The sequence below is a fragment of the Mycobacterium zoologicum genome, assembly GCF_020181635.2.
In the GTDB taxonomy this organism is placed as follows: domain Bacteria; phylum Actinomycetota; class Actinomycetes; order Mycobacteriales; family Mycobacteriaceae; genus Mycobacterium; species Mycobacterium zoologicum.
Map to the genome: position 1 here is coordinate 59,652 of NZ_JAYJJS010000005.1, position 19,197 is coordinate 78,848.

Genomic DNA, 19,197 nt, shown 5'->3' on the forward strand with positions numbered 1-19,197 from the left:
CCAATGCGTCTTGCGTGTGCGCAAATACTCAGCAGCACCGACCCGGCCGCCAACCTGAAACTGGTGGCCGAGGCCACCGCGCGTGCCGCCGACCAGGGCGCGACGTTGGTGCTGTTCCCCGAGGCGACCATGTGCCGGTTCGGGGTACCGCTGGGCCCGGTCGCCGAACCGCTCGACGGCCCGTGGGCCACCGCCGTGCGGGAGATCGCCGCGCGGGCCGGAGTCACCGTCGTCGCGGGAATGTTCACCCCCGCCGACGACGGGAGGGTCCGAAACACCCTGTTGGCGACCGGTCCCGGCACCGACACGCACTACCACAAAGTCCACCTCTACGACGCCTTCGGTTTCGCCGAATCACGCACGGTCGCACCGGGATTCGAGCCTGTGGTGATCGATGTCGATGGAGTCGGTGTCGGGTTGTCGACCTGCTACGACATCCGGTTCCCGGCGCTGTACACCGAGCTGGCCGACCGCGGCGCAGCACTGATCGCGGTCTGCGCCTCGTGGGGTGCCGGACCCGGCAAGCTGTCGCAGTGGGAACTGCTGGCCCGGGCACGGGCCCTGGACTCGACCAGCTATGTCGCCGCCGTCGGTCAGGCCGACCCCGGGGGCGCGGATTCCACCGGCGCACCGACCGGCATCGGGCACAGCGTGGTCGCCTCCCCGTGGGGTGAGGTGGTCGCCGCGGCCGGTGCCGCACCCGAGCTGGTGGTCTGCGATCTCGACCTGGACGCCGTCGCCGCCGCCCGCCGGACGCTGGCCGTGTTGAGCAATCGCGCGGACTTCGTTCAGGTCGGTAAGGCAGAATCGCGCGGATGAGCAATCCGCCCGGAACTCCCCACGGCGAGTCGCCCTGGGCCCGCCCCGGAGGCCAGCCCGAACCCCCCATCGAGCACGCACCGCCGAATCTCCCGGAACCGTCCGCGTCGGCGACCCGGCAGATGCCGGTCGGCAGTCGCGAAGCGGCCACCACCCGGATGCCCAGCGCCCCGACCGGCCCGCTGCCCATGCCGCCGGCCGGTCCGCCGTCGGCGCCCCCGCCCGGCGAGCCGCCCACCACGGTGATCCGGACCCCCGCACCCCGGCGCCGGCCGGCCGGGATGCTGCGCGACCCGTTGGCGTGCGCGCTGATCCTCATCACCGTGATCGCGCTGGCGCTGGCCGGTCTGATCGGGGCCGAGTTGATCGCGCGACGGATCGCCGACAACAAGGTGGCCAAGGCGACCGAGTGCGTGGTGCACGACAAGGCCAGCGTGTCCTTCGGGGTGGCCCCGCCGTTCCTGTGGCAGCACTTCCGCGGCAACTACACCAACATCTCGATCAGCACAGCGGGACACCAGGTCAAAGACGCCCAGCAGATGAAGGCCGACCTGAGCATCAGCGACGTCGACCTGCACGGCACCGGTGACAGCAAGGGCACCATCGGCACTCTGAACGCTACCCTGACCTGGCCGGCCGCCGGCATCAAGGAGACGGTGCAGTCGATGGTGCCGATCCTGGGCAACCTGGTCTCGGACCTGAGGACCAATGCCCACGACGGCACCGTCGAGCTGGGCGGCGCGTTCGGCCTGGCGTCCGTGGTGGTCAAGCCGGAGGTGGTCAACGGCGCCCTGTCACTGCAGGTGCAGAAGCTCACCGGCCTGGGCGCCCTGACGCTGCCGCGGGAGACCCTGCAGCCCGAGCTGGACCGCTTCGCTCAGGCGTTGACCAAGAAATATCCGCTCGGCCTGCGCGCGGACAGCATCGAGGTCACCGACACCGGTGTGGTGGCCCGGTTCTCCACGCACAACGCCTCCATCCCGCGCTCGGACGATCCCTGCTTCGCCAACCTGTAGCCTGAACGGGATGAGCACTCCCGGATCTCCCGCACATCGGTTCTCCGGCGTTCCGGCAATCCTGTTGGGGCTGACCGTGTTACTGGTGCTGACGCTGGTCGGCATGTTCGGCGGCGAAATGTACGCCCGGCACCGGGCGGAAAGCCTGGTCGCCGACGCAGTCAAGTGCGAGGCCGAGGACAGCGCGGCGGTGTCGTTCGACACCACTCCGCCGGTGCTGGCGCAGTACTTCCAGGGTGACTACTCGCACATCTCGGTGCAGACCGCGGGCAACCAGATCCGGCAGGCCAAGGGCATGCAGCTGGACCTGGACATCCGCGACGTCCACGTGGAGAAGACCGCCGATTCCAAGGGCACCATCGGGTCGCTCGACGGCACCATCACCTGGCCGGCCGACGGCATCAAGCAGTCCATTCAGGATGTGGTCCCGGTGATCGGCAGCATCGTCACCGGCAAGGTCACCACTGACCCGGGCGCGGGCACCGTGGAGCTCAAGGGCCTGCTCAACAAGGCGGTCGTCAAACCGCAGATCGTGAACAACGGGCTTCATCTGCAGGTCGTCGACCTGGAGGCGCTGGGCCAGGACCTGGACACCGACACCGTGCAGAGCAACCTGGACAGCCTCACCGGCAAGGTGACCAACGATCTGCCGCTGGGCATCCACATCGACAGCACGGAAGTCACCGATTCGGCTGTGGTGGTGAAGTTTTCGACGAAGAACGCGACCATCCCGGCATCGTCGTCGAGCCAGTGCTTCAGCTCACTGTGACGCGCGTCGGTTAACTCAAGCCGTCCAGTACCGCCCGGGTTCCGGACAAGCCGAGTCGGGTCGCGCCGGCCTCCAGCATCGCCAACGCGTCTGCGGCACTGCGGATCCCGCCGCTGGCCTTGACCCCCAGCCGCCCACCGACGGTGTCAGCCATCAGCGTCACCGCGTGCACGCTCGCCCCGCCGCTGGGGTGAAATCCGGTGGAGGTCTTGACGAAATCAGCGCCGGCATCCTCGGCAGCCCGACAGGCTGCGACCAGGGTCGCCTCCCCGCCCAGGTCCAGCAGCGCGGCGGACTCCAGGATCACCTTGAGCACGGCATCGGGCGCTGCGGCACGTACGGTGCCGATGTCGGCGCCCACTGCGGCGAAATCGCCTGCCAGGGCTGCGCCGACGTCGATCACCATGTCTATTTCGGCAGCCCCGGCCGCCACGGCCAGCGCCGCCTCCTGCGCTTTGACCGCCGGCAGGTGCTTGCCGGAGGGAAAGCCCGCCACCGCGGCGATCCGGACACCCGCGGGATTGGCGGCCGCGGCGACAGCCACCACCGACGGTGACACGCACACCGCGGCGACGCCGAGTTCGGCGCCTTCGGCGACGACGGCGATGACCTGCTCGGTCGTCGCTTCGGGCTTGAGCAGGGTGTGGTCGACCAGTCTGGCCACCTGGTCGCGGTCCCATCCGGGCATCAGAAGGCCTCCTCTGCGGCGCCGGGATTGCACCCGGATTCGAGCATGATCGTGCCGTCGACGACCGGTCGCCACGGCTCCAGATTCCAGCTGGTCTTGCCGGGCCGGGCGAATTCGGCGTAGTTCCAATGACACAGGAATTGGTCGCGCATTCCGGCGGTGTCTGCTTCGGGAGCACCGGCGAGCACTTCGCGCCAGGCCTGCTCGCCTCCGGCGTCGTCGAGGCGCAGGGCCGCGTCCCGGGCAGCCGGGGTCGGGTACACCCGCAGGCTGGACCGACCGCTGTAGCTCACCCATTCGGTGTGGTCGACCAAGTCGCCGGCGGCGGTGGCCGGCGCCGCGAACACGAGACCACCTGCCAGCGCCGCGGCGAGAAACAGCGTGCGCACTAGTGGGATTTGCCCTGGACCTCAAGCAGTCTGGGCCGGACGTCGACCAGATAGACGCCGGCGGCGCAGGCCGCGATGGCCATACCCATCACATCAAAGATCAGCGCGAGCAACCCGCACACGCCCAGGATCACCAGCCAGACCGGCTTGGTCAGCTTGTCGGCGGCGGTGTAGGCGTCGGCACGTTGCATGGCCGCATGGACGAATGCATAGACCGCCGTGGCGAACACGGCAATCTTTAAAACGCCAAGGACGATAACCACCAGGCTCGCAGCGATCACGTTGCAAGCCTAGGCGGCTACCGTCCCTGGCGTCGAACTGCGTTACTTCTGGGTGACCTTCTTGGCCGGAGCCTTCTTGGCCGGGGCCTTCTTGGCAGCGGCCTTGGCCGGAGCCTTCTTGGCCGGAGCCTTCTTGGCCGGGGCCTTGGCGACGGCTTCCTTCTTGGGCAGCTCGATGCCGACCAGCTTGGCGGCGCGCTCGCCGACCTCGCGGGTCTGCGAAGCCACATTGCCCAGCACTTCCTGGGTCAACTCCACGGCCTGGTCGACGTAGCCCTCAACCTGCTCGTCCAGGGTGGTCTGGCTGCGCAACCGCTCCAGGGCGGCCTCGCCACGGGCGACCAGGTCGTTGTAGCGACCGCTGGCGGCCTCCACGTAGCCCTCGGCGGCCTTGCGCAGCTCGTCGGCGGTGAAGCGCTCACGCAGCTCGGCGAACTGCTCGGGCAGCTCCTCCTGCAGCTTGGTCAGGCGAGCGCGGCTCTCCTCGACCCGGCTGGTGGCGTCCTCGCGGGCGTCCTCGGCACGGTCGCGCAGGTTGGCGACGAGGTCGTTCACGGTGGCCAGGGCCAGGTCGGCGGCACCGAGCGCGGCCAGCAGCGGGGTCTTGAGTTCTTCGATGGTCGGGTTCTCAGCCATGGTGGCTTCCTTTCTTGTTGCGGATCATTCCGGTGTGAACTGCGGTGAGGCGCAGATGAGGATCAGTCAGTTGTCGTCTCCTCATCGTCGGCCTCGTTCTGCTGGATGAAGGAGTTGTAGATATCGAGCAGAACTTGCTTTTGCCGTTCCGTGATCGCCATGTCCGAGATGACGGCATCACGAACCTCGCTCTTCTCGCCGGGCTCGAGGATTCCCGCTCGCACGTAGAGCACTTCGGCAGAGACCCGCAGGGCCTTGGCGATCTGGTTGAGGACGTCAGCGGAAGGTTTGCGCAGCCCACGCTCGATCTGGCTGAGGTAGGGATTGCTGACGCCGGCCTTGTCGGCCAACTGCCGCATGGACACCTGCGCAGCCTCACGCTGGGCGCGAATGAAGCTGCCGATGTCGGCCGCGGCGGTGGACACCACTGCGGCGAGATTGTCATCCTGCGACACCGGTGACCCCTTCCGTGGACTGTTGCTTGCTGACAGCAACCACGATAAGGGCAAGTGCTAACTTTTGCAAGCACTCTGCTAGCGCAGGTCAGAACATAAGTTGAGCTATGGCGTAGATGGCCAGCCCGGCCAGCGAGCCAACCACGGTGCCGTTGATCCGGATGAACTGCAGATCGCGCCCGACGTGCAATTCGATTCGCCGGCTGGCCTCGTCGGCGTCCCAGCGCTCTATGGTCTCGGTGATGATCGCGGTGATCTCCACCCCGTAATGGCCCACCAGATGTTGGGCGGCCCGCACGATCCAGTTGTCCACCTTGTCGCGCAGTTCAACGTCGTCGCGCAGTGACTCACCGATCTGCACTACCGCGGCGGCGATGCGGGTCCGCAGGGCCCCCGACGGATCGTCGACCCCTTCGAGCACGTATCGCTTCAGGGTCGCCCACGCCGTCGCCGCCGCTTTGGCGACCTCTTCGCGCGCCATCACCTGGTCCTTGACCGAGTCCGCTTTCGCAATGGTCGCCGGGTCGTGCTGCAGGTCGTTGGCGAACTCGAACAAGAAGCGAGTCGCATTGCGGCGCAGTTCATGGTCGGGATTGCGGCGCACCTTGTCGGTGAAATCCATGAGCTCACGGTGGATGCGATCGCCCACCAGGTGGTCGACGAACCTCGGCGACCACGTCGGTGAATCGCGCTCCACCACCCGCTGGATGACTTCGCCGGCGTTGAGCGACCACTGGAACGCCCGGTCGGCCAGCAGTTGGATCAATGCCTCCTGCCGATGCTCGGCGAGCAGGGTGCCCAGCATCCGACCGACCGGCGGTCCCCAGTGCGGTTCAGCGATGCGCCGCACGATCATTCGGTCGATGACATAGGCGACCTCGTCGTCCCGCAACAGTTCGACGAGCACCCGCAGCATGGTCGCGGTCTCGGCGGCCACCCGCTCGGCGTGCTCCTGCTCCGAAAGCCACTTGCCCAGCCGGCTGGCGATCTGGGCGTCGCGCAGCTTGGTCTCGATCACCGGCGGCGACAGGAAGTTCTCCCGCACGAAGGTGCCCAGGCCCTCGCCGAGCTGATCCTTCTTACGTTTGATGATCGCGGTGTGCGGGATCGGGATGCCCAGCGGGTGCTTGAACAGCGCGGTGACCGCGAACCAGTCCGCCAACGCACCGACCATGCCGGCCTCGGCGGCCGCACCGGCGTAGCCCACCCACGTCGCGGCGCCGCCGCCGGACTGCGCCCAGCGGCAGACCAGGAAGACGACGGTGGCCCCGAGCAGGAAGCTCAGTGCCACCACTTTCATCCTGCGCAGGTCGCGCAATCTCGCGGCGTCGGCCACCGGATCGGCGTCGGCAAAGGACTCCGCCAGCGACTGAACGGTGTCCGCCGCCCGCGCCCACTTCGAGTTGTTCTCTCGAGGAACCACCACACCATCATCCGCTATCTCAGCCGCCGGTAACTGTTACCAGCTCACAAAGTTTGCTGTACGGGCCCGTATTATCTATAGCGTCTAGCGAATGGGAATCCATAACAGTGGCAGATCAGCTCAGGACCGGTGGCGCCAAAACCGACGGTAGGAAGCGGCGCTGGCACCAGCACAAGGTCGAGCGCCGCAATGATCTGATCGACGGCACCATCGAGGCGATCCGGCGTCGCGGCCAGTATGTGAGCATGGATGAGATCGCCGGTGAGATCGGCGTGTCCAAGACGGTGCTGTACCGCTACTTCGTCGACAAAAACGATCTGACCACCGCGGTGATGATGCGCTTCACGCAGGCCACGCTGATCCCGAACATGGCCAAGGCGCTGTCGTCGAATCTGGACGGTTTCGACCTGACCCGCGAGATCATCCGGGTCTATGTCGACACCGTGGCATCCGAACCCGAGCCGTATCGCTTCGTGATGGCCAACAGCTCCGCGGCCAAGAGCAAGGTGATCGCCGACTCCGAGCGGATCATCGCGCGCATGCTCGCCGTCATGCTGCGGATCCGGATGAGCCAGGTCGGGATGGATACCAGCGGCGCCGAGCCATGGTCCTACATGATCGTCGGCGCGGTGCAGCTGGCCACCCACTCCTGGCTACTGAACCCGCGGATGACCGCCGACGAGCTGATCGACTACCTGACCATGTTCGCCTGGAGCGCGTTGTACGGCATCGTCGAGGTCGGCGGTTCGCGCGAGCAGTTCAACAGTGCGCCGCACCCGTCGCCGAGATTGCCGTGGCGACGGGAGCGCGACGCCCGGTAGCGGTCAGTACGTGTAGAAGCCCCGACCGGACTTCTTGCCGAGCTGACCGGCCTCGACCATGCGCAGCAACAGTGGCGGCGCGGCGTAGAGCGGCTCCTTGAACTCTTCGTACATCTTGTCCGCGATCAGCTTGAGGGTGTCCAGGCCGACCAGGTCGGACAGCCGCAGCGGTCCCATCGGGTGCGACAGACCGGCGACGATCGCCTTGTCGATGTCGGCGACGGTGGCGAATCCGGACTCGAGCATGCGAACCGCGGCGAGCAGGTAGGGCACCAGCAGGGCGTTCACCACGAAGCCGGAGCGGTCCGAACAGCGCACCACCTGCTTGCCCAACACCGCACTGGCGAACTCCTCGGTGCGCGCGGCAGCGGCGTCGTCGGTGACCAGCGTGCTGACCAGCTCGACCAGCGGCAGTACCGGGACGGGGTTGAAGAAGTGCAGGCCCAGCACCCGCTGCGGGTTCTTGGTGGCGGCGGCGATCTTCATGATCGGAATGGACGACGTGTTCGACGCCAGCACTGCGTCCGGGTCGGTGATCACGGCGTCCAGCTCGGCGAAGATCTTGGACTTGACCGTGTCGTCTTCGATGACGGCCTCGATCACCAGCTGCCGGTCGGCCAGATCGGCCAGATCGGTGGTGAAGGTCAGGTTGCCGACGGCGTCGTCGCGCTCGCGCTCGGTGATCTTGCCGGCACTCACGCCACGGTCGAGCGACTTGACGATGCGGCCCCGGCCCGCGGTGACCAGTGCGTCGGTGGTCTCGAACACCTTCACGTCGACACCGGCCCGGGCGGACACCTCAGCGATGCCCGCGCCCATCTGGCCGGCTCCGATCACACCTACTCGTTGGATCGACACGTCACTCCCTTTCTATGCCGCGAGCGTGCACAGTTGTCCGGCTCCACGTGGGAAACACCGTACAACTGTGCACGCTCGCGGCCGGAGACCTAGTGGAACTGGCCCTCTTCGGTGGAACCGGCCAGCGCGGTGGTCGACGAGGTCGGGTCCACGGTGGTGGCGATCCGGTCGAAGTAGCCGGCACCGACCTCGCGCTGGTGCTTGGTGGCGGTGTAGCCGCGCTCCTCGGCGGCGAACTCGCGCTCCTGCAGCTCTACGTAGGCGCTCATCTGCTTGCGGGCGTAGCCGTGGGCCAGATCGAACATCGAGTAGTTCAGGGCGTGGAAGCCGGCCAGCGTGATGAACTGGAACTTGAATCCCATGGCACCCAGCTCGTTCTGGAACTTGGCGATGGTCGCGTCGTCCAGGTGCTGCTTCCAGTTGAACGACGGCGAGCAGTTGTAGGCCAGCATCTGGTCGGGGAACTCGCTCTTGACGCCCTCGGCGAACTTGCGCGCCAGCTCCAGGTCCGGGGTGCCGGTCTCCATCCAGATCAGGTCGGCGTAGGGGGCGTAGGCCTTGGCGCGGGCGATGCACGGCTCCAGGCCGTTCTTCACCCGGTAGAAGCCCTCAGCGGTCCGGTCACCGGTGATGAACGGCTGGTCGCGCTCGTCGACGTCGGAGGTGATCAGGGTCGCGGCCTCGGCGTCGGTGCGCGCGATCACCACGGTCGGGACGTCGGCCACGTCAGCAGCGAGCCGGGCAGACGTCAAAGTGCGGATGTGCTGCTGGGTCGGGATCAGCACCTTGCCGCCCAGGTGGCCACACTTCTTCTCCGAGGCCAGCTGGTCCTCCCAGTGCGAACCGGCGACGCCGGCGGCGATCATCGCCTTCTGCAGCTCGTAGACGTTGAGCGCACCACCGAAGCCGGCCTCACCGTCGGCGACGATCGGAGCCAGCCAGTTGTCCACCGAGGTGTCGCCCTCGACCTTGGCGATCTCGTCGGCGCGCAGCAGCGCGTTGTTGATCCGGCGCACCACCTGCGGCACCGAGTTGGCCGGGTAGAGGCTCTGGTCGGGGTAGGTGTGGCCGGACAGGTTGGCGTCACCGGCGACCTGCCACCCGGACAGGTAGATGGCCTTGAGGCCGGCCCGGACCTGCTGGACGGCCATGTTGCCGGTCAGCGCGCCCAGGGCGTTGATGTAGTCCATGCTGTGGAGCTGCTCCCAGAGCACCTCGGCGCCGCGGCGAGCCAGCGTGCTCTCCTCGACGACGTGGCCCTGCAGCGCGACGACGTCGGCCGGGGTGTAGGTGCGGGTGACGCCCTTCCACCGGGGGTTGTGGTCCCAGTCGTGCTGGATCTGCTCTGCGCTCTTCGGCGTGCCAACGGTCGACATGGATGCGCTCCTTTTGCGTTATCGATCGGCCGGGGACCACCGGAGCTTGCCGGACTTGCTAACACCCCGATCGATTCACTGGTGTGTTAAGCCGACCTTGGCACAGCACATCTGCCCAGGTCCAGCCGTTTCCATTGCCAAGTTCCGCTAGTTGCATCGACACGGATTGCAAAGGTTGCGAAGAAACGCCGGAGCGGCCGTCATGGAAACCGGCGGCTAAGCTACCGATCGGTAACAAGTCTGCACAGCTCAGCGCCGTTTTCAGCAGTACGCCCGTACTGACTAGAACGTGTTACAGCGGGAAGATCGCGGCCAGCGCCTTGACCTCGTCGCCGACCAGGTATGTGAGCGTTCTAACAGTGCGATCGACCAGTTCGGGGCCGAACTGATCTGTCGATCCGGCCGGGTGGACGTGCGAGGCGATCTCCAGTTTGTCCGCCAGCGCCACCGGCGCCTCATGCTCCAAGGTGACCCGCAACGGAGCCTTGAGCAGTTCCGGGTAACTCGACAGGTAGTCCTCGACCACGGTCCAGTACACCGAGTTGTTCATGTGGTCGAACAGGTCGATGTCGGTGAAGCGGACCGGGTAGTGGTGAATCTCCGCCGCGTCTTCGCGGCCACCGGCCTTCAGGTAGGCCTTCCAGCGCAGCCGGTCGACGCTGGTGGTGCGCTTGAGCCCGGCCTGGAAATCCTCGACGAGCAGCGATGGCCCCCGGGTCTCCCGGTTGATGTTGATCCAGAACGACTCGGCCTCGATCAAGCCGCCACCGCGCTTCCCGTCGATGCGCACCCGCATCTCACACCAGCGACTCGACGTTCCCGAACACCAGCGTCGGACCCGCAGCATGTCCTGGAATTCGATCGGCTCGATCAGGTCGATCATCGTCCGGCGCACGATCCACAGCGGGTGAACGTCCTGGTAGCCGCCCTCGCGCAGCTGATCCTGGCCGATGTCCTGGCTGTAGCGGGCGGCGCCGTCTAAGCGCAGCCGGCCGGTGCGGTCGATGTCGGCGACCCGCAGCGGCCACTGCCGGTCGAACACGTCGGGGTGCGGGTCCGGCACCGGCATCAAAACCTTGGCCAGACCGGTCGGCTCATCTGTCTGCTGCATCGACGCTCCCCTGGTTTTCCCTGAGCGATCATGCCATGCCAACACTGCGAATACCGCCTTCGCAGCGGGTAGCCTCGGCTGGGTGGCCAAGACCTATGTCGGCTCCCGAGTGCGTCAATTGCGCAGTGAGCGCGGGTTCAGCCAGGCGGCCCTGGCGCAGATGCTGGACATCTCCCCGAGCTACCTCAACCAGATCGAACACGACGTCCGGCCGCTGACGGTGGCGGTGCTGCTGCGCATCACCGAGGTGTTCGGGGTGGACGCCACCTTCTTCGCCTCCCACGACGACACCCGGCTGGTCGCCGAACTGCGCGAGGTCGCCATGGATCGCGATCTGGACCTCAACGTGGAATTGGCCGAGGTGGCCGAACTGGTCAGCGCACACCCGAAATTGGCGCGGGCCATGGTGAACCTGCACCGTCGCTACCGGATCACCACCGCGCAGCTGGCCGCGGCGACCGAGGAACGCTACTCCGACGGCAGCGGCACCGGCGCCATCACCATGCCGCACGAGGAGGTTCGGGATTACTTCTATCAGCGGCAGAACTACCTGCACGAATTAGACACCGCCGCAGAGGAACTCGCCACCCGGATGCGCCGGCATCAGGGCGAGCTGGCCGTCGAGTTGGCCAATCGGCTCACCGAGAAGCACGGTGTGCGGATCAACCGCCGGATCGACCTGGGCGAGACGGTGCTGCACCGCTACGACGCGGCCACCCGCACCCTGGACATGGGTCACCACCTGACCTGGGGACAGCGGGTGTTCAAGATGGCCGCCGAGCTGGCCTACCTGGAGTTCGACGACCAGATCTCCGCCCTGGTCGAAGAGGGCAAGTTCACCTCGAAGGACTCCCGCACGCTGGCCCGGCTGGGGCTGGCCAACTACTTCGCGTCGGCGATCGTGTTGCCCTACGGGCAGTTCCACGACAGCGCCGAGACGTTCCGCTACGACATCGAGCGGCTGTCGGCGTTCTACCGGGTCAGCTACGAGACCATCGCGCACCGGCTGTCCACCATGCAGCGGCCGTCGATGCGCGGCGTGCCGTTCTCCTTCGTCCGGGTGGACCGAGCCGGAAACATGTCAAAACGTCAGTCGGCCACCGGTTTTCACTTCTCGTCCAGCGGGGGTACCTGCCCGTTGTGGAACGTCTACGAGACGTTCGGCAACCCGGGCAAGATCGAAGTGCAGATCGCCGAGATGCCCGACGGCAGAAAATACCTGTGGGTGGCGCGCACCGTGGAACGCCGGGCGTCGCGCTGGGGCCAGCCCGACAAGACGTTCGCGATCGGGCTGGGTTGCGAACTGCGGCACGCCCACCGCCTGGTCTACTCCGAGGGGCTCGACCTGCAGGCCGGCCACGACGTCCCGGCCACCCCGATCGGGGCGGGCTGCCGGGTCTGCGAACGCGACAACTGTCCGCAGCGGGCGTTCCCGGCGCTGGGCCGCGACCTGGATCTCAACGAACATCGCAGCACGGTGTCGCCGTATCTGGTAAAGCAACAGCAGTGACAGAACGTATCCCCGAAGCCCCCGGCCTGCGCGACCTCGGCATCGCCAACTGGGTGGTCTGCAAAGTCGTCGCCGCCCGCCAGCGTGTGCCGCGTGCGCACCTGTTCACCACACTGGGCCAGCACAAGCGGCTGATGTGGTCCTGGCTGCCGTTCGGCGGTGTGCTGATGCGCGGCGGCAAGCTCTCCACCCAAGACACCGAACTGGTGATCTTGCGGGTGGGCCACCTGCGCGACAGCCGGTACGAGCTGCAGCACCATCGCCGGATGGCCCGCGCCGCCGGCATCGACGACGCCACCCAGGAGCTCATCTTCGAAGGCCCCGGCGCGGCCGGGCTCACCGACCGCCAGCGCGTCATGCTGACCGGCATCGACGAACTCGTGCAGACCCGCACCCTCTCGGATGCCACCTGGGCGCAGCTGGCCGAGCATCTGGACCGACCCCGGCTGATCGAATTCGTCATGCTGACATCCCAATACGACGCGCTGGCCGCGACCTTGAGTGCGCTGCGGGTCCCACTGGACTTCGACGAGTAGCGCTGCGTGACCAAATCCGTTCTTCGCGACCTCGCCATTGCCGGCGGCGGAACGCTGCTGATCGCGCTGGTGCTGATCGTGGTCGGTCGCATGCTGGCGCGCCGCGGCGCCGGGCCGTTGGTGACCCGCAAGATTCCGCACGCGCTGTGCGGGCTGTTCGCGGCGGTGGCCGCCTTCCAGCTGACCAATGGCACGGTGGTGGCCGGCGTGCTCGCCGCGGCGACACTGGCGCTGGCGTTCATCGTGGAACGCGGCCTGGTTCCGGTGCCGGGAGTGTTCGACGGAACCCGTTCGCGGGACTACGGATTGGTGGCGTTCGCCGGTGGGGCGCTGCTCGCGACGCTGGCGTTCTGGCCGGACCGGGTCGCCATCGCCGGCGGGGTGGTGGTGCTGGGCCTGGCTGACGCCGGTGCGGCGCTGATCGGTCAGCGCTTCGGGCGGCACCAGGTCACCGCGGGCGGCGGGGTGCGCACACTTGAAGGTTCGGTGGCGTTCGTGGCGATCGCGTTCGCGGTGTCCTGGACGTTCTGCACCGTGTGGCTGGAACTGAATTCGTTCATGGCGGTGACAGTGTCGATCTTCGTCGCGCTGACCACCGCAGCCGTCGAGTTGCTGGTGCTGCCGGCGGCGGACAACCTGCTGATCACGCCGTGGGTCGCGCTGCTGCTGCATGTCGCCCAGGAACTGTCCACCGACGACGCATTGCGCTGGCTGGCCGCGGCCGTATTCGGCTGCGCCATAGTGCCGTTCATGCTCCGGATGCGCTGGCTTGATCTGCCGGGTGCGCTATGCGGCGGCCTGATCGCCGGTGTCGCCGTCGGCCTCGGCGGGTGGGGGTGGATCATCCCGGCCGCGTTGTTCTTCTCGCTGACCAGTGTGCTCACCGGGTATCGGCGGCCGGTTCGGTCCGACGGCATGCGCAGCATGAGTCAGGTCGCGGTGAACGCCGGCCTTCCGGTATTGGTGCCGGTGATCGGTTACGCCTTCACCGGTGACCCGCTCTGGTACGCGGTGTCCATCGGCGGGGTCGCGGCCGGCATCGCCGACTCGTGGGCCTCGGAGATCGGCCGGTTCTCCAAGCAGGATCCGGTGTCGGTGCGGACCCGCGGCCGCGTCGCCAAGGGCACCTCAGGGGCCATCTCGCCGTTGGGTTCGGCGGCGACGGTGGGTGGCGCGCTGGCGGTGGGATGCTTCGGCGCCGTGTTCGGCGGGCTGGCGATGATTCCCGTCGGTCTGCTGGCCGGGATCGCCGGCTCGGCGGTGGACACCCTGATCGGCGCCGGCGTGGAGGCGCGCTACCTATGCGGCTCCTGCGGCGCCACGGTGGAGGACCGCCTGCACTGCGGCGCGCCCACGCAGCCGTCGTCGGGGTGGCGGTGGGTGGACAACGACGTCGTCAACGCGTGCGCCAACGTAACCGGGATGGTGGTGGGGTTTGCCGTCTTCTGGCTGGTCGCGTAACCCGCGGACCCCGGGGCGACGGCTCAGAAGTTGATCATGTGGCCGGCCAGGCCGTGGAAGCACTCCTGCAGCGCCTCGGACATGGTCGGGTGGGTATGCACGTTGCGGGCCAGCTCGCCCGCGGTCAGATCCCACTTCTGCGCCAGGGTGAGCTCCGGCAGCAGCTCGGAGACGTCGTGGCCGACCAGGTGCCCGCCGATCAGCTCGCCGTAGCGGGCGTCGGCGATCAGCTTCACAAACCCGCTCGGGTCACCCACCCCGTGCGCCTTGCCGTTGGCGGTGAACGGGAACTTGACCACCTTCACGTCGTAACCCTCGGCGCGGGCCTGCTCCTCGGTGAGCCCGAAGCTGGCCACCTGCGGCTGGCAGAACGTGGCACGCGGCATCATCCGGTAGTCGCCCAGCGACATGGTCTCGGCACCGGCGATGGTCTCGGCGGCCACGACGCCCTGTGCCTCGGCGACGTGGGCGAGCTGCAGCAGGCCGGTGACGTCACCGATGGCGTAGATGTGCGGCTGCGAGGTCTGCAGGTACTCCCCGACGCCGATGGCGCGCCGATCGGTCAGCGCCACCCCGGCCGCCTCCAGGCCGTAGCCGTCGACGTTGGGTGCAAAACCGATGGCCTGCAACACCTTGTCGGCCTGCAGGGTCTCGGTGGCACCGTCCTTGCTGACCACCACCGACACCGTCGAGCCGTCGTCGGTGATGGATTCCACCTTGGTGCCGGTGCGGATCTTGACGCCCAGCTTCTTGAACTGCTTCTCGATCTCCTTGGACACCTCGGCGTCCTCGTTGGGCAGCGCCCGCGGCAGGAACTCCACCACCGTGACGTCGACGCCGTAGTTGGACAGCACGTAGGAGAACTCCATGCCGATCGCGCCGGCGCCGGCGATGATGATCGATTTCGGCAGCTCGCGGGACAGAATCAGCTGTTCGTAGGTGACGACGTTGTCCGACAGCGACGTTCCCGGCACCAGCCGGGTACTGGAGCCGGTGGCGATGATCGCGTTGGAGAAGGTGACGGTCTCGGTGCCGCCGTCATTGAGGGCGACCGAGAGGGTGTTGGCGTCGGTGAAGGTGCCGTAGCCGTGGATCTCGGTGATCTTGTTCTTCTTCATCAGGAAGTGCACGCCGGCGACCCGGCCCTCGGCGACCTTGCGGCTGCGGTCGAACGCCGCGCCGTAGTCGAAGCTGGCGGTGCCGCTGATCCCGAACACGTCGGCCTCGCGGTTGAAGATATGCGCCAGTTCGGCGTTGCGCAGCAACGCTTTCGACGGGATACAGCCGACGTTGAGGCAGACCCCGCCCCAGTACTTCGGTTCGATGATGGCGGTGTTCAAGCCCAGCTGGGCGGCACGAATGGCCGCGACATAACCACCGGGGCCGGCTCCGAGGACTACGACGTCATAGTGGGTCACCCGCCCACCCTATCGGGCCGCCGAACGGTGCAGGCGTTCCCGTGTCGGGTGTGCGGAAACCTGGTGCGGCATGCCGTTTTGCCGACAAATCCGCACAGCTTGTCGTACACAGCATCATGCATGTATACATGCACTATGGCCACGAAAACCATCTCCGTCGACCTTGAGGCCTACGAGCGCCTCCGGGCGGCTCGTAGATCCCCTGACGAGTCGTTCTCCCGGGTCATCAAGCGCGCCCATTGGCGTGACGACACCCGTACCGCCGCGGCGCTGCTCGACGCGCTGGCCGGAACGCCGGTGGTCGATGCGGACGTGCTGGCGCGACTCGACGAGGCACAGCAGGCCGACACACCCCCCCAGGACCGATGGCACTCCGGCTGAGCGTCGACACCAGTTTCCTGATCGACCTGCAGCGCGAGCGGTCTGCCGGCGATGCCGACGGTGCGGCGCACCGGCTGCTGAAAGGCTCGCCCGAGGCCGAACTGTTCCTGTCCACGGTGGCCCTGGGCGAATTCGCTGAAGGCTTCGACCAGCCCGACCACCCCGTCGTCAACGCCGTCCGCAACGGGCACACCCTGGCGCCGATCGACGAGCAGACTGCACTGACCTACGCCCGGGTGTCGCGGGAGCTGCGCCGGCGCGGTGAACTGATCGGCGCCAATGACCTGTGGATCGGCTGCACCAGCCTGCGACTGGGTATCCCGATCGTCACCGCGAATGTTGTGCATTTTCACCGCATCAGCGGCTTGGGCATCGTTCAATATCGCTGATCCGTGCTCTACGCATATGATGCGGCGGTCAGGTGATCGAGGGCGTTCGGCTGGCGAATCCGTTCAGTACGGGATGACTCCGCCGACGCAACGGCTGGCGTGCTCGCAGAAGTAGTGGCCGTAGAGCGGGGCCGCGGCGGCCGCCGAGGCGAACACCGCCGACATCAACGCGATCGCCACCGCCGACGTCAACGGCCGCTCCCCCGCCATCGCCACGATCAGCCCACCCACCATGCACACCACCGCGTAGACCACCACGACGAACACCGCCGGGGTCTTGTCGGCCAGCGAATACCACCAGGAGAACAGGCCCAGCCCGATCCCGGCCGCCGGTATCCAGACCGCCAGCAGCACCAGGACCAGGTGCCACCACTTGAGGAACCGGAGCTGACCGGCGACCACCATCGACTTCGACGGCGAAGCAGGCTTGGAAGGCTCCTCCGGTTCTTGTGCCGCGAGTACCGGCTCGGGTTCCGGAGCGGGCTCGGGGGTCGGTTCGCTGAGATCGGAGGGCAGCGGCGTCGGATGCGGCCCGGTGTCCAGGCTCGGCGGCCAGTGCGGCTCGGTCAGGGGCATGGCCCCGGTGTCTGCCCCGGTGTCGGCGGAGTCAGGCACCGGAGACCACCTGGATCGCCGCCAGCGTCCCGAACCAGCCGACGGCCATCGCCAGCAGCGCCGCGCCCAACGCGGTCACCCACCGTCGCGACGACACGAACACCAGGACCAGGCCGGTGATGCTGGGCCCGCCGAGCACCAGGGCTATCGCGGCGTCGGGGCGCAGCGGTCCCCGCACCAACAGCGTCAACCCGATTCCGGTCAGAATGCCGACCGCCGCACCGACGAGCATCACACTGCTCAACAACCACGGGCGCGGCAGGGGTATCACACCAGCAAATTTTACGGCGGCGACGCCGGTCAGCGGGGTAACGACCCGGTCATCGGCGGCACGTCTTGCAGCGCTGCGTTCTCAGCGTCGGTGAACGCCCGGCCGCGGGACAGAAACCGCATGCCCTCGGGCGCCTCCAGGCTGAACCCGCTGCCCCGGCCCGGCACCACGTCGATGATCAGCTGGGTGTGCTTCCAGGCCTCGAACTGCGGCCCGGAGATCCACACCCCCACCCCGGCCGCGTCCCCGTCGAGCACCCCGAGCAGCACGTCGTAGTCACCGATTATGAAGTCCCCGTCGGGGTAACACATCGGTGCCGAGCCGTCGCAGCAACCGCCGGACTGGTGAAACATCACCGGACCGTGACGCGCCACCAGCCGGGCCACCAGTTCGGCGGCCGGGGCGGTGATCGTCACCCGGTCCGGTGCGTCCATCAGAAAGGGCCCATCAGAAAAGACCGGTCGCCTGTTCGGAATAGGACACCAGCAGGTTCTTGGTCTGCTGGTAGTGGTCGAGCACCATCTTGTGGTTCTCCCGGCCGATCCCGGACTGCTTGTAGCCGCCGAACGCGGCGTGTGCTGGGTAGGCGTGATAGCAGTTCACCCACACCCGGCCGGCCTGGATGTCCCGGCCGGCCCGGTAGGCGGTGTTGCCGTCGCGGCTCCACACCCCGGCCGCCAGGCCGTAGAGGGTGTCGTTGGCGATCGAGATGGCGTCGTCGTAGTCGGAGAACGACGTCACCGACACCACCGGGCCGAAGATCTCCTCCTGGAAGACCCGCATCTTGTTGTGCCCGGCGAAGATCGTCGGCTGCACGTAGAAACCACCCGATAGCTCGCCGCCGAGTTCGGCGCGCTCGCCACCGGTGACCACCCGGGCACCCTCGTCTTTGCCGATCTCGATGTAGGACAAGATCTTTTCCAGCTGGTCGTTGGAGGCCTGCGCGCCGATCATCGTGGTGGCATCCAGCGGGTCGCCCTGGCGGATCGCCTTGGTGCGGATCGCCGCCAACTCAAGGAACTCGTCGTGGATGTCGGACTGGATCAGCGAACGCGACGGGCAGGTGCACACCTCACCCTGGTTGAGCGCAAACCCTGCGAACCCCTCTAGGGCCTTGTCCTGGAAGCCGTCGTTGGCCGCCAGCACGTCGGAGAAGAAGATGTTGGGGCTCTTGCCGCCCAGCTCCAGCGTCACCGGGATCAGGTTCTGGCTGGCGTACTGCATGATCAGCCGACCGGTGGTGGTCTCGCCGGTGAAACCGATCTTGGCGATCCGATTACTCGACGCCAGCGGCTTGCCGGCTTCGACACCGAATCCGTTGACCACGTTGAGGACTCCGGCCGGCAGCAGGTCACCGATCAGGCCCATCAGGAACAGGATGGACGCCGGAGTCTGCTCGGCGGGTTTGAGCACGACGGCGTTACCGGCCGCCAGCGCCGGCGCCAGCTTCCAGGCCGCCATCAGGATCGGGAAGTTCCACGGGATGATCTGGCCCACCACACCCAGCGGCTCGTGGAAGTGGTAGGCCACGGTGTCGTCGTCGAGCTGGGACAGCGCGCCCTCCTGGGTGCGGATCGCCGAGGCGAAGTAGCGGAAATGGTCCGCCGCCAGCGGGATATCGGCGGCCAGACACTCCCGGATCGGCTTGCCGTTGTCCCATACCTCGGCCACCGCGAGCGCCTCGCGGTTCGCGTCGATCCGGTCGGCGATCTTGTTGAGGACCTCCGCCCGCTGGGCCGGGGAGGTCTTTCCCCACGCCGGGGCGGCGGCGTGCGCGGCGTCCAGCGCCTTGTCGATGTCGGCCGCCGTCGAGCGCGGGATCTCGCAGAACGGCTGGCCGGTGACCGGCGTGGTGTTCTCGAAGTACTCACCGCCGGTCGGTGCCACCCACTGGCCGCCGATGAAATTCCCGTAACGGGACTCGTAGCTCATCAGTGCGCCGGCAGAACCCGGGCGCGCGAAAACGGTCATCGG

The 19,197-nt window shown here is 67.3% G+C and carries 22 protein-coding genes and 1 pseudogene; 9 read left to right on the forward strand and 14 right to left on the reverse strand.

The window, feature by feature from the left end; genetic code table 11:
* Positions 1–3: 3 nt before the first annotated feature.
* The 3 genes from K6T84_RS05760 (at position 4) to K6T84_RS05770 (ending at position 2,604) form a co-directional block, all read left to right on the forward strand.
* Positions 4–819, forward strand: a complete 816-nt coding sequence (locus tag K6T84_RS05760) for a carbon-nitrogen hydrolase family protein (RefSeq protein ID WP_224864302.1) — start codon at positions 4–6, stop codon at positions 817–819.
* Between the two features lie 122 nt (positions 820–941).
* A complete protein-coding gene (locus K6T84_RS05765) occupies positions 942–1,835 on the forward strand; it encodes an LmeA family phospholipid-binding protein (RefSeq protein ID WP_408066065.1) in 894 nt (297 codons plus the stop codon).
* A 10-nt stretch (positions 1,836–1,845) separates the two neighbouring features.
* Positions 1,846–2,604 carry an LmeA family phospholipid-binding protein gene (locus tag K6T84_RS05770; protein WP_225401282.1) on the forward strand — a complete coding sequence of 253 codons (759 nt, stop codon included), beginning with the start codon at positions 1,846–1,848 and terminating at the stop codon, positions 2,602–2,604.
* A gap of 10 nt (positions 2,605–2,614) precedes the next feature.
* Here the strand turns inward: K6T84_RS05770 and deoC are convergent, their stop codons facing one another.
* From deoC to K6T84_RS05800, 6 genes are all read right to left on the reverse strand, one after another.
* Positions 2,615–3,292 carry a deoxyribose-phosphate aldolase gene (gene deoC / locus K6T84_RS05775; RefSeq protein ID WP_225401281.1) on the reverse strand — a complete coding sequence of 226 codons (678 nt, stop codon included), beginning with the start codon at positions 3,290–3,292 and terminating at the stop codon, positions 2,615–2,617.
* Positions 3,292–3,654, reverse strand: a complete 363-nt coding sequence (locus tag K6T84_RS05780) for a DUF2599 domain-containing protein (RefSeq protein WP_224865656.1) — start codon at positions 3,652–3,654, stop codon at positions 3,292–3,294. The genes deoC and K6T84_RS05780 overlap by 1 nt, the downstream gene beginning before the upstream one ends.
* Positions 3,655–3,680: 26 nt before the next feature.
* Positions 3,681–3,962 (reverse strand): DUF2516 family protein, encoded by a 282-nt coding sequence (locus K6T84_RS05785; RefSeq protein ID WP_224864298.1) that lies wholly within the window; start codon positions 3,960–3,962, stop codon positions 3,681–3,683.
* Positions 3,963–4,004: 42 nt separating this feature from the next.
* Positions 4,005–4,598: an ATP synthase subunit B family protein gene (locus K6T84_RS05790; RefSeq protein WP_224864297.1), complete on the reverse strand. Its 594-nt coding sequence runs from the start codon at positions 4,596–4,598 to the stop codon at positions 4,005–4,007.
* A gap of 62 nt (positions 4,599–4,660) precedes the next feature.
* Positions 4,661–5,053: a helix-turn-helix domain-containing protein gene (locus K6T84_RS05795; protein WP_224864296.1), complete on the reverse strand. Its 393-nt coding sequence runs from the start codon at positions 5,051–5,053 to the stop codon at positions 4,661–4,663.
* An 88-nt stretch (positions 5,054–5,141) separates the two neighbouring features.
* Positions 5,142–6,479 carry a DUF445 domain-containing protein gene (locus tag K6T84_RS05800; RefSeq protein ID WP_408066057.1) on the reverse strand — a complete coding sequence of 446 codons (1,338 nt, stop codon included), beginning with the start codon at positions 6,477–6,479 and terminating at the stop codon, positions 5,142–5,144.
* A gap of 104 nt (positions 6,480–6,583) precedes the next feature.
* On the opposite strand from K6T84_RS05800, the gene K6T84_RS05805 reads away from it, so the two are divergent.
* Entirely contained in the window at positions 6,584–7,297 is a 714-nt protein-coding gene (locus K6T84_RS05805; protein ID WP_225401280.1) for a TetR/AcrR family transcriptional regulator, read from the forward strand.
* Positions 7,298–7,300: 3 nt separating this feature from the next.
* Here the strand turns inward: K6T84_RS05805 and K6T84_RS05810 are convergent, their stop codons facing one another.
* The 3 genes from K6T84_RS05810 to K6T84_RS05820 all read right to left on the reverse strand — a co-directional run bounded on the left by K6T84_RS05810 (position 7,301) and on the right by K6T84_RS05820 (position 10,642).
* Positions 7,301–8,155 (reverse strand): 3-hydroxybutyryl-CoA dehydrogenase, encoded by an 855-nt coding sequence (locus K6T84_RS05810; protein ID WP_225401279.1) that lies wholly within the window; start codon positions 8,153–8,155, stop codon positions 7,301–7,303.
* A gap of 89 nt (positions 8,156–8,244) precedes the next feature.
* The gene (gene aceA / locus K6T84_RS05815; RefSeq protein ID WP_224864293.1) at positions 8,245–9,531 is read right to left on the reverse strand and encodes an isocitrate lyase; all 1,287 of its coding nucleotides are present in this window, start codon (positions 9,529–9,531) and stop codon (positions 8,245–8,247) included.
* A 292-nt stretch (positions 9,532–9,823) separates the two neighbouring features.
* Positions 9,824–10,642 (reverse strand): acyl-[acyl-carrier-protein] thioesterase, encoded by an 819-nt coding sequence (locus tag K6T84_RS05820; protein WP_225401278.1) that lies wholly within the window; start codon positions 10,640–10,642, stop codon positions 9,824–9,826.
* Positions 10,643–10,724: 82 nt separating this feature from the next.
* Between K6T84_RS05820 and ramB the strand changes: the two genes are divergently transcribed.
* Genes ramB through K6T84_RS05835 form a run of 3 tightly spaced genes read left to right on the forward strand, consistent with a single transcriptional unit; the run spans position 10,725 to position 14,149 of the window.
* Positions 10,725–12,152 (forward strand): acetate metabolism transcriptional regulator RamB, encoded by a 1,428-nt coding sequence (ramB, locus tag K6T84_RS05825; RefSeq protein WP_224864291.1) that lies wholly within the window; start codon positions 10,725–10,727, stop codon positions 12,150–12,152.
* Entirely contained in the window at positions 12,149–12,688 is a 540-nt protein-coding gene (locus K6T84_RS05830; protein ID WP_225401277.1) for a carboxymuconolactone decarboxylase family protein, read from the forward strand. Before ramB ends, K6T84_RS05830 begins: the two co-directional genes overlap by 4 nt.
* Before the next feature lie 6 nt (positions 12,689–12,694).
* A complete protein-coding gene (locus K6T84_RS05835) occupies positions 12,695–14,149 on the forward strand; it encodes a DUF92 domain-containing protein (RefSeq protein WP_225401276.1) in 1,455 nt (484 codons plus the stop codon).
* A 23-nt stretch (positions 14,150–14,172) separates the two neighbouring features.
* Here K6T84_RS05835 and lpdA read toward each other — a convergent pair whose 3' ends face one another.
* Positions 14,173–15,567 carry a dihydrolipoyl dehydrogenase gene (lpdA, locus tag K6T84_RS05840; RefSeq protein WP_225401275.1) on the reverse strand — a complete coding sequence of 465 codons (1,395 nt, stop codon included), beginning with the start codon at positions 15,565–15,567 and terminating at the stop codon, positions 14,173–14,175.
* Between the two features lie 135 nt (positions 15,568–15,702).
* On the opposite strand from lpdA, the gene K6T84_RS05845 reads away from it, so the two are divergent.
* Together K6T84_RS05845 and K6T84_RS05850 are read left to right on the forward strand one after the other, a co-directional pair.
* Positions 15,703–15,948 carry an antitoxin VapB family protein gene (locus K6T84_RS05845; protein WP_225401274.1) on the forward strand — a complete coding sequence of 82 codons (246 nt, stop codon included), beginning with the start codon at positions 15,703–15,705 and terminating at the stop codon, positions 15,946–15,948.
* Positions 15,933–16,337, forward strand: a complete 405-nt coding sequence (locus K6T84_RS05850; protein ID WP_224864286.1) for a type II toxin-antitoxin system VapC family toxin — start codon at positions 15,933–15,935, stop codon at positions 16,335–16,337. The genes K6T84_RS05845 and K6T84_RS05850 overlap by 16 nt, the downstream gene beginning before the upstream one ends.
* Positions 16,338–16,400: 63 nt before the next feature.
* Here the strand turns inward: K6T84_RS05850 and K6T84_RS05855 are convergent, their stop codons facing one another.
* From K6T84_RS05855 to exaC, 4 genes and pseudogenes are all read right to left on the reverse strand, one after another.
* A complete protein-coding gene (locus K6T84_RS05855; RefSeq protein WP_408065929.1) occupies positions 16,401–16,952 on the reverse strand; it encodes a hypothetical protein in 552 nt (183 codons plus the stop codon).
* The gene (locus K6T84_RS05860) at positions 16,945–17,223 is read right to left on the reverse strand and encodes a putative holin (RefSeq protein ID WP_224864285.1); all 279 of its coding nucleotides are present in this window, start codon (positions 17,221–17,223) and stop codon (positions 16,945–16,947) included. Before K6T84_RS05860 ends, K6T84_RS05855 begins: the two co-directional genes overlap by 8 nt.
* A 41-nt stretch (positions 17,224–17,264) precedes the next feature.
* Positions 17,265–17,657: pseudogene (locus K6T84_RS05865) on the reverse strand (DUF779 domain-containing protein); the annotation flags it as partial.
* Positions 17,658–17,670: 13 nt separating this feature from the next.
* Complete coding sequence (exaC, locus tag K6T84_RS05870) at positions 17,671–19,194, reverse strand: acetaldehyde dehydrogenase ExaC (RefSeq protein ID WP_224864283.1); 1,524 nt, start codon at positions 19,192–19,194, stop codon at positions 17,671–17,673.
* Positions 19,195–19,197: the final 3 nt, after the last annotated feature.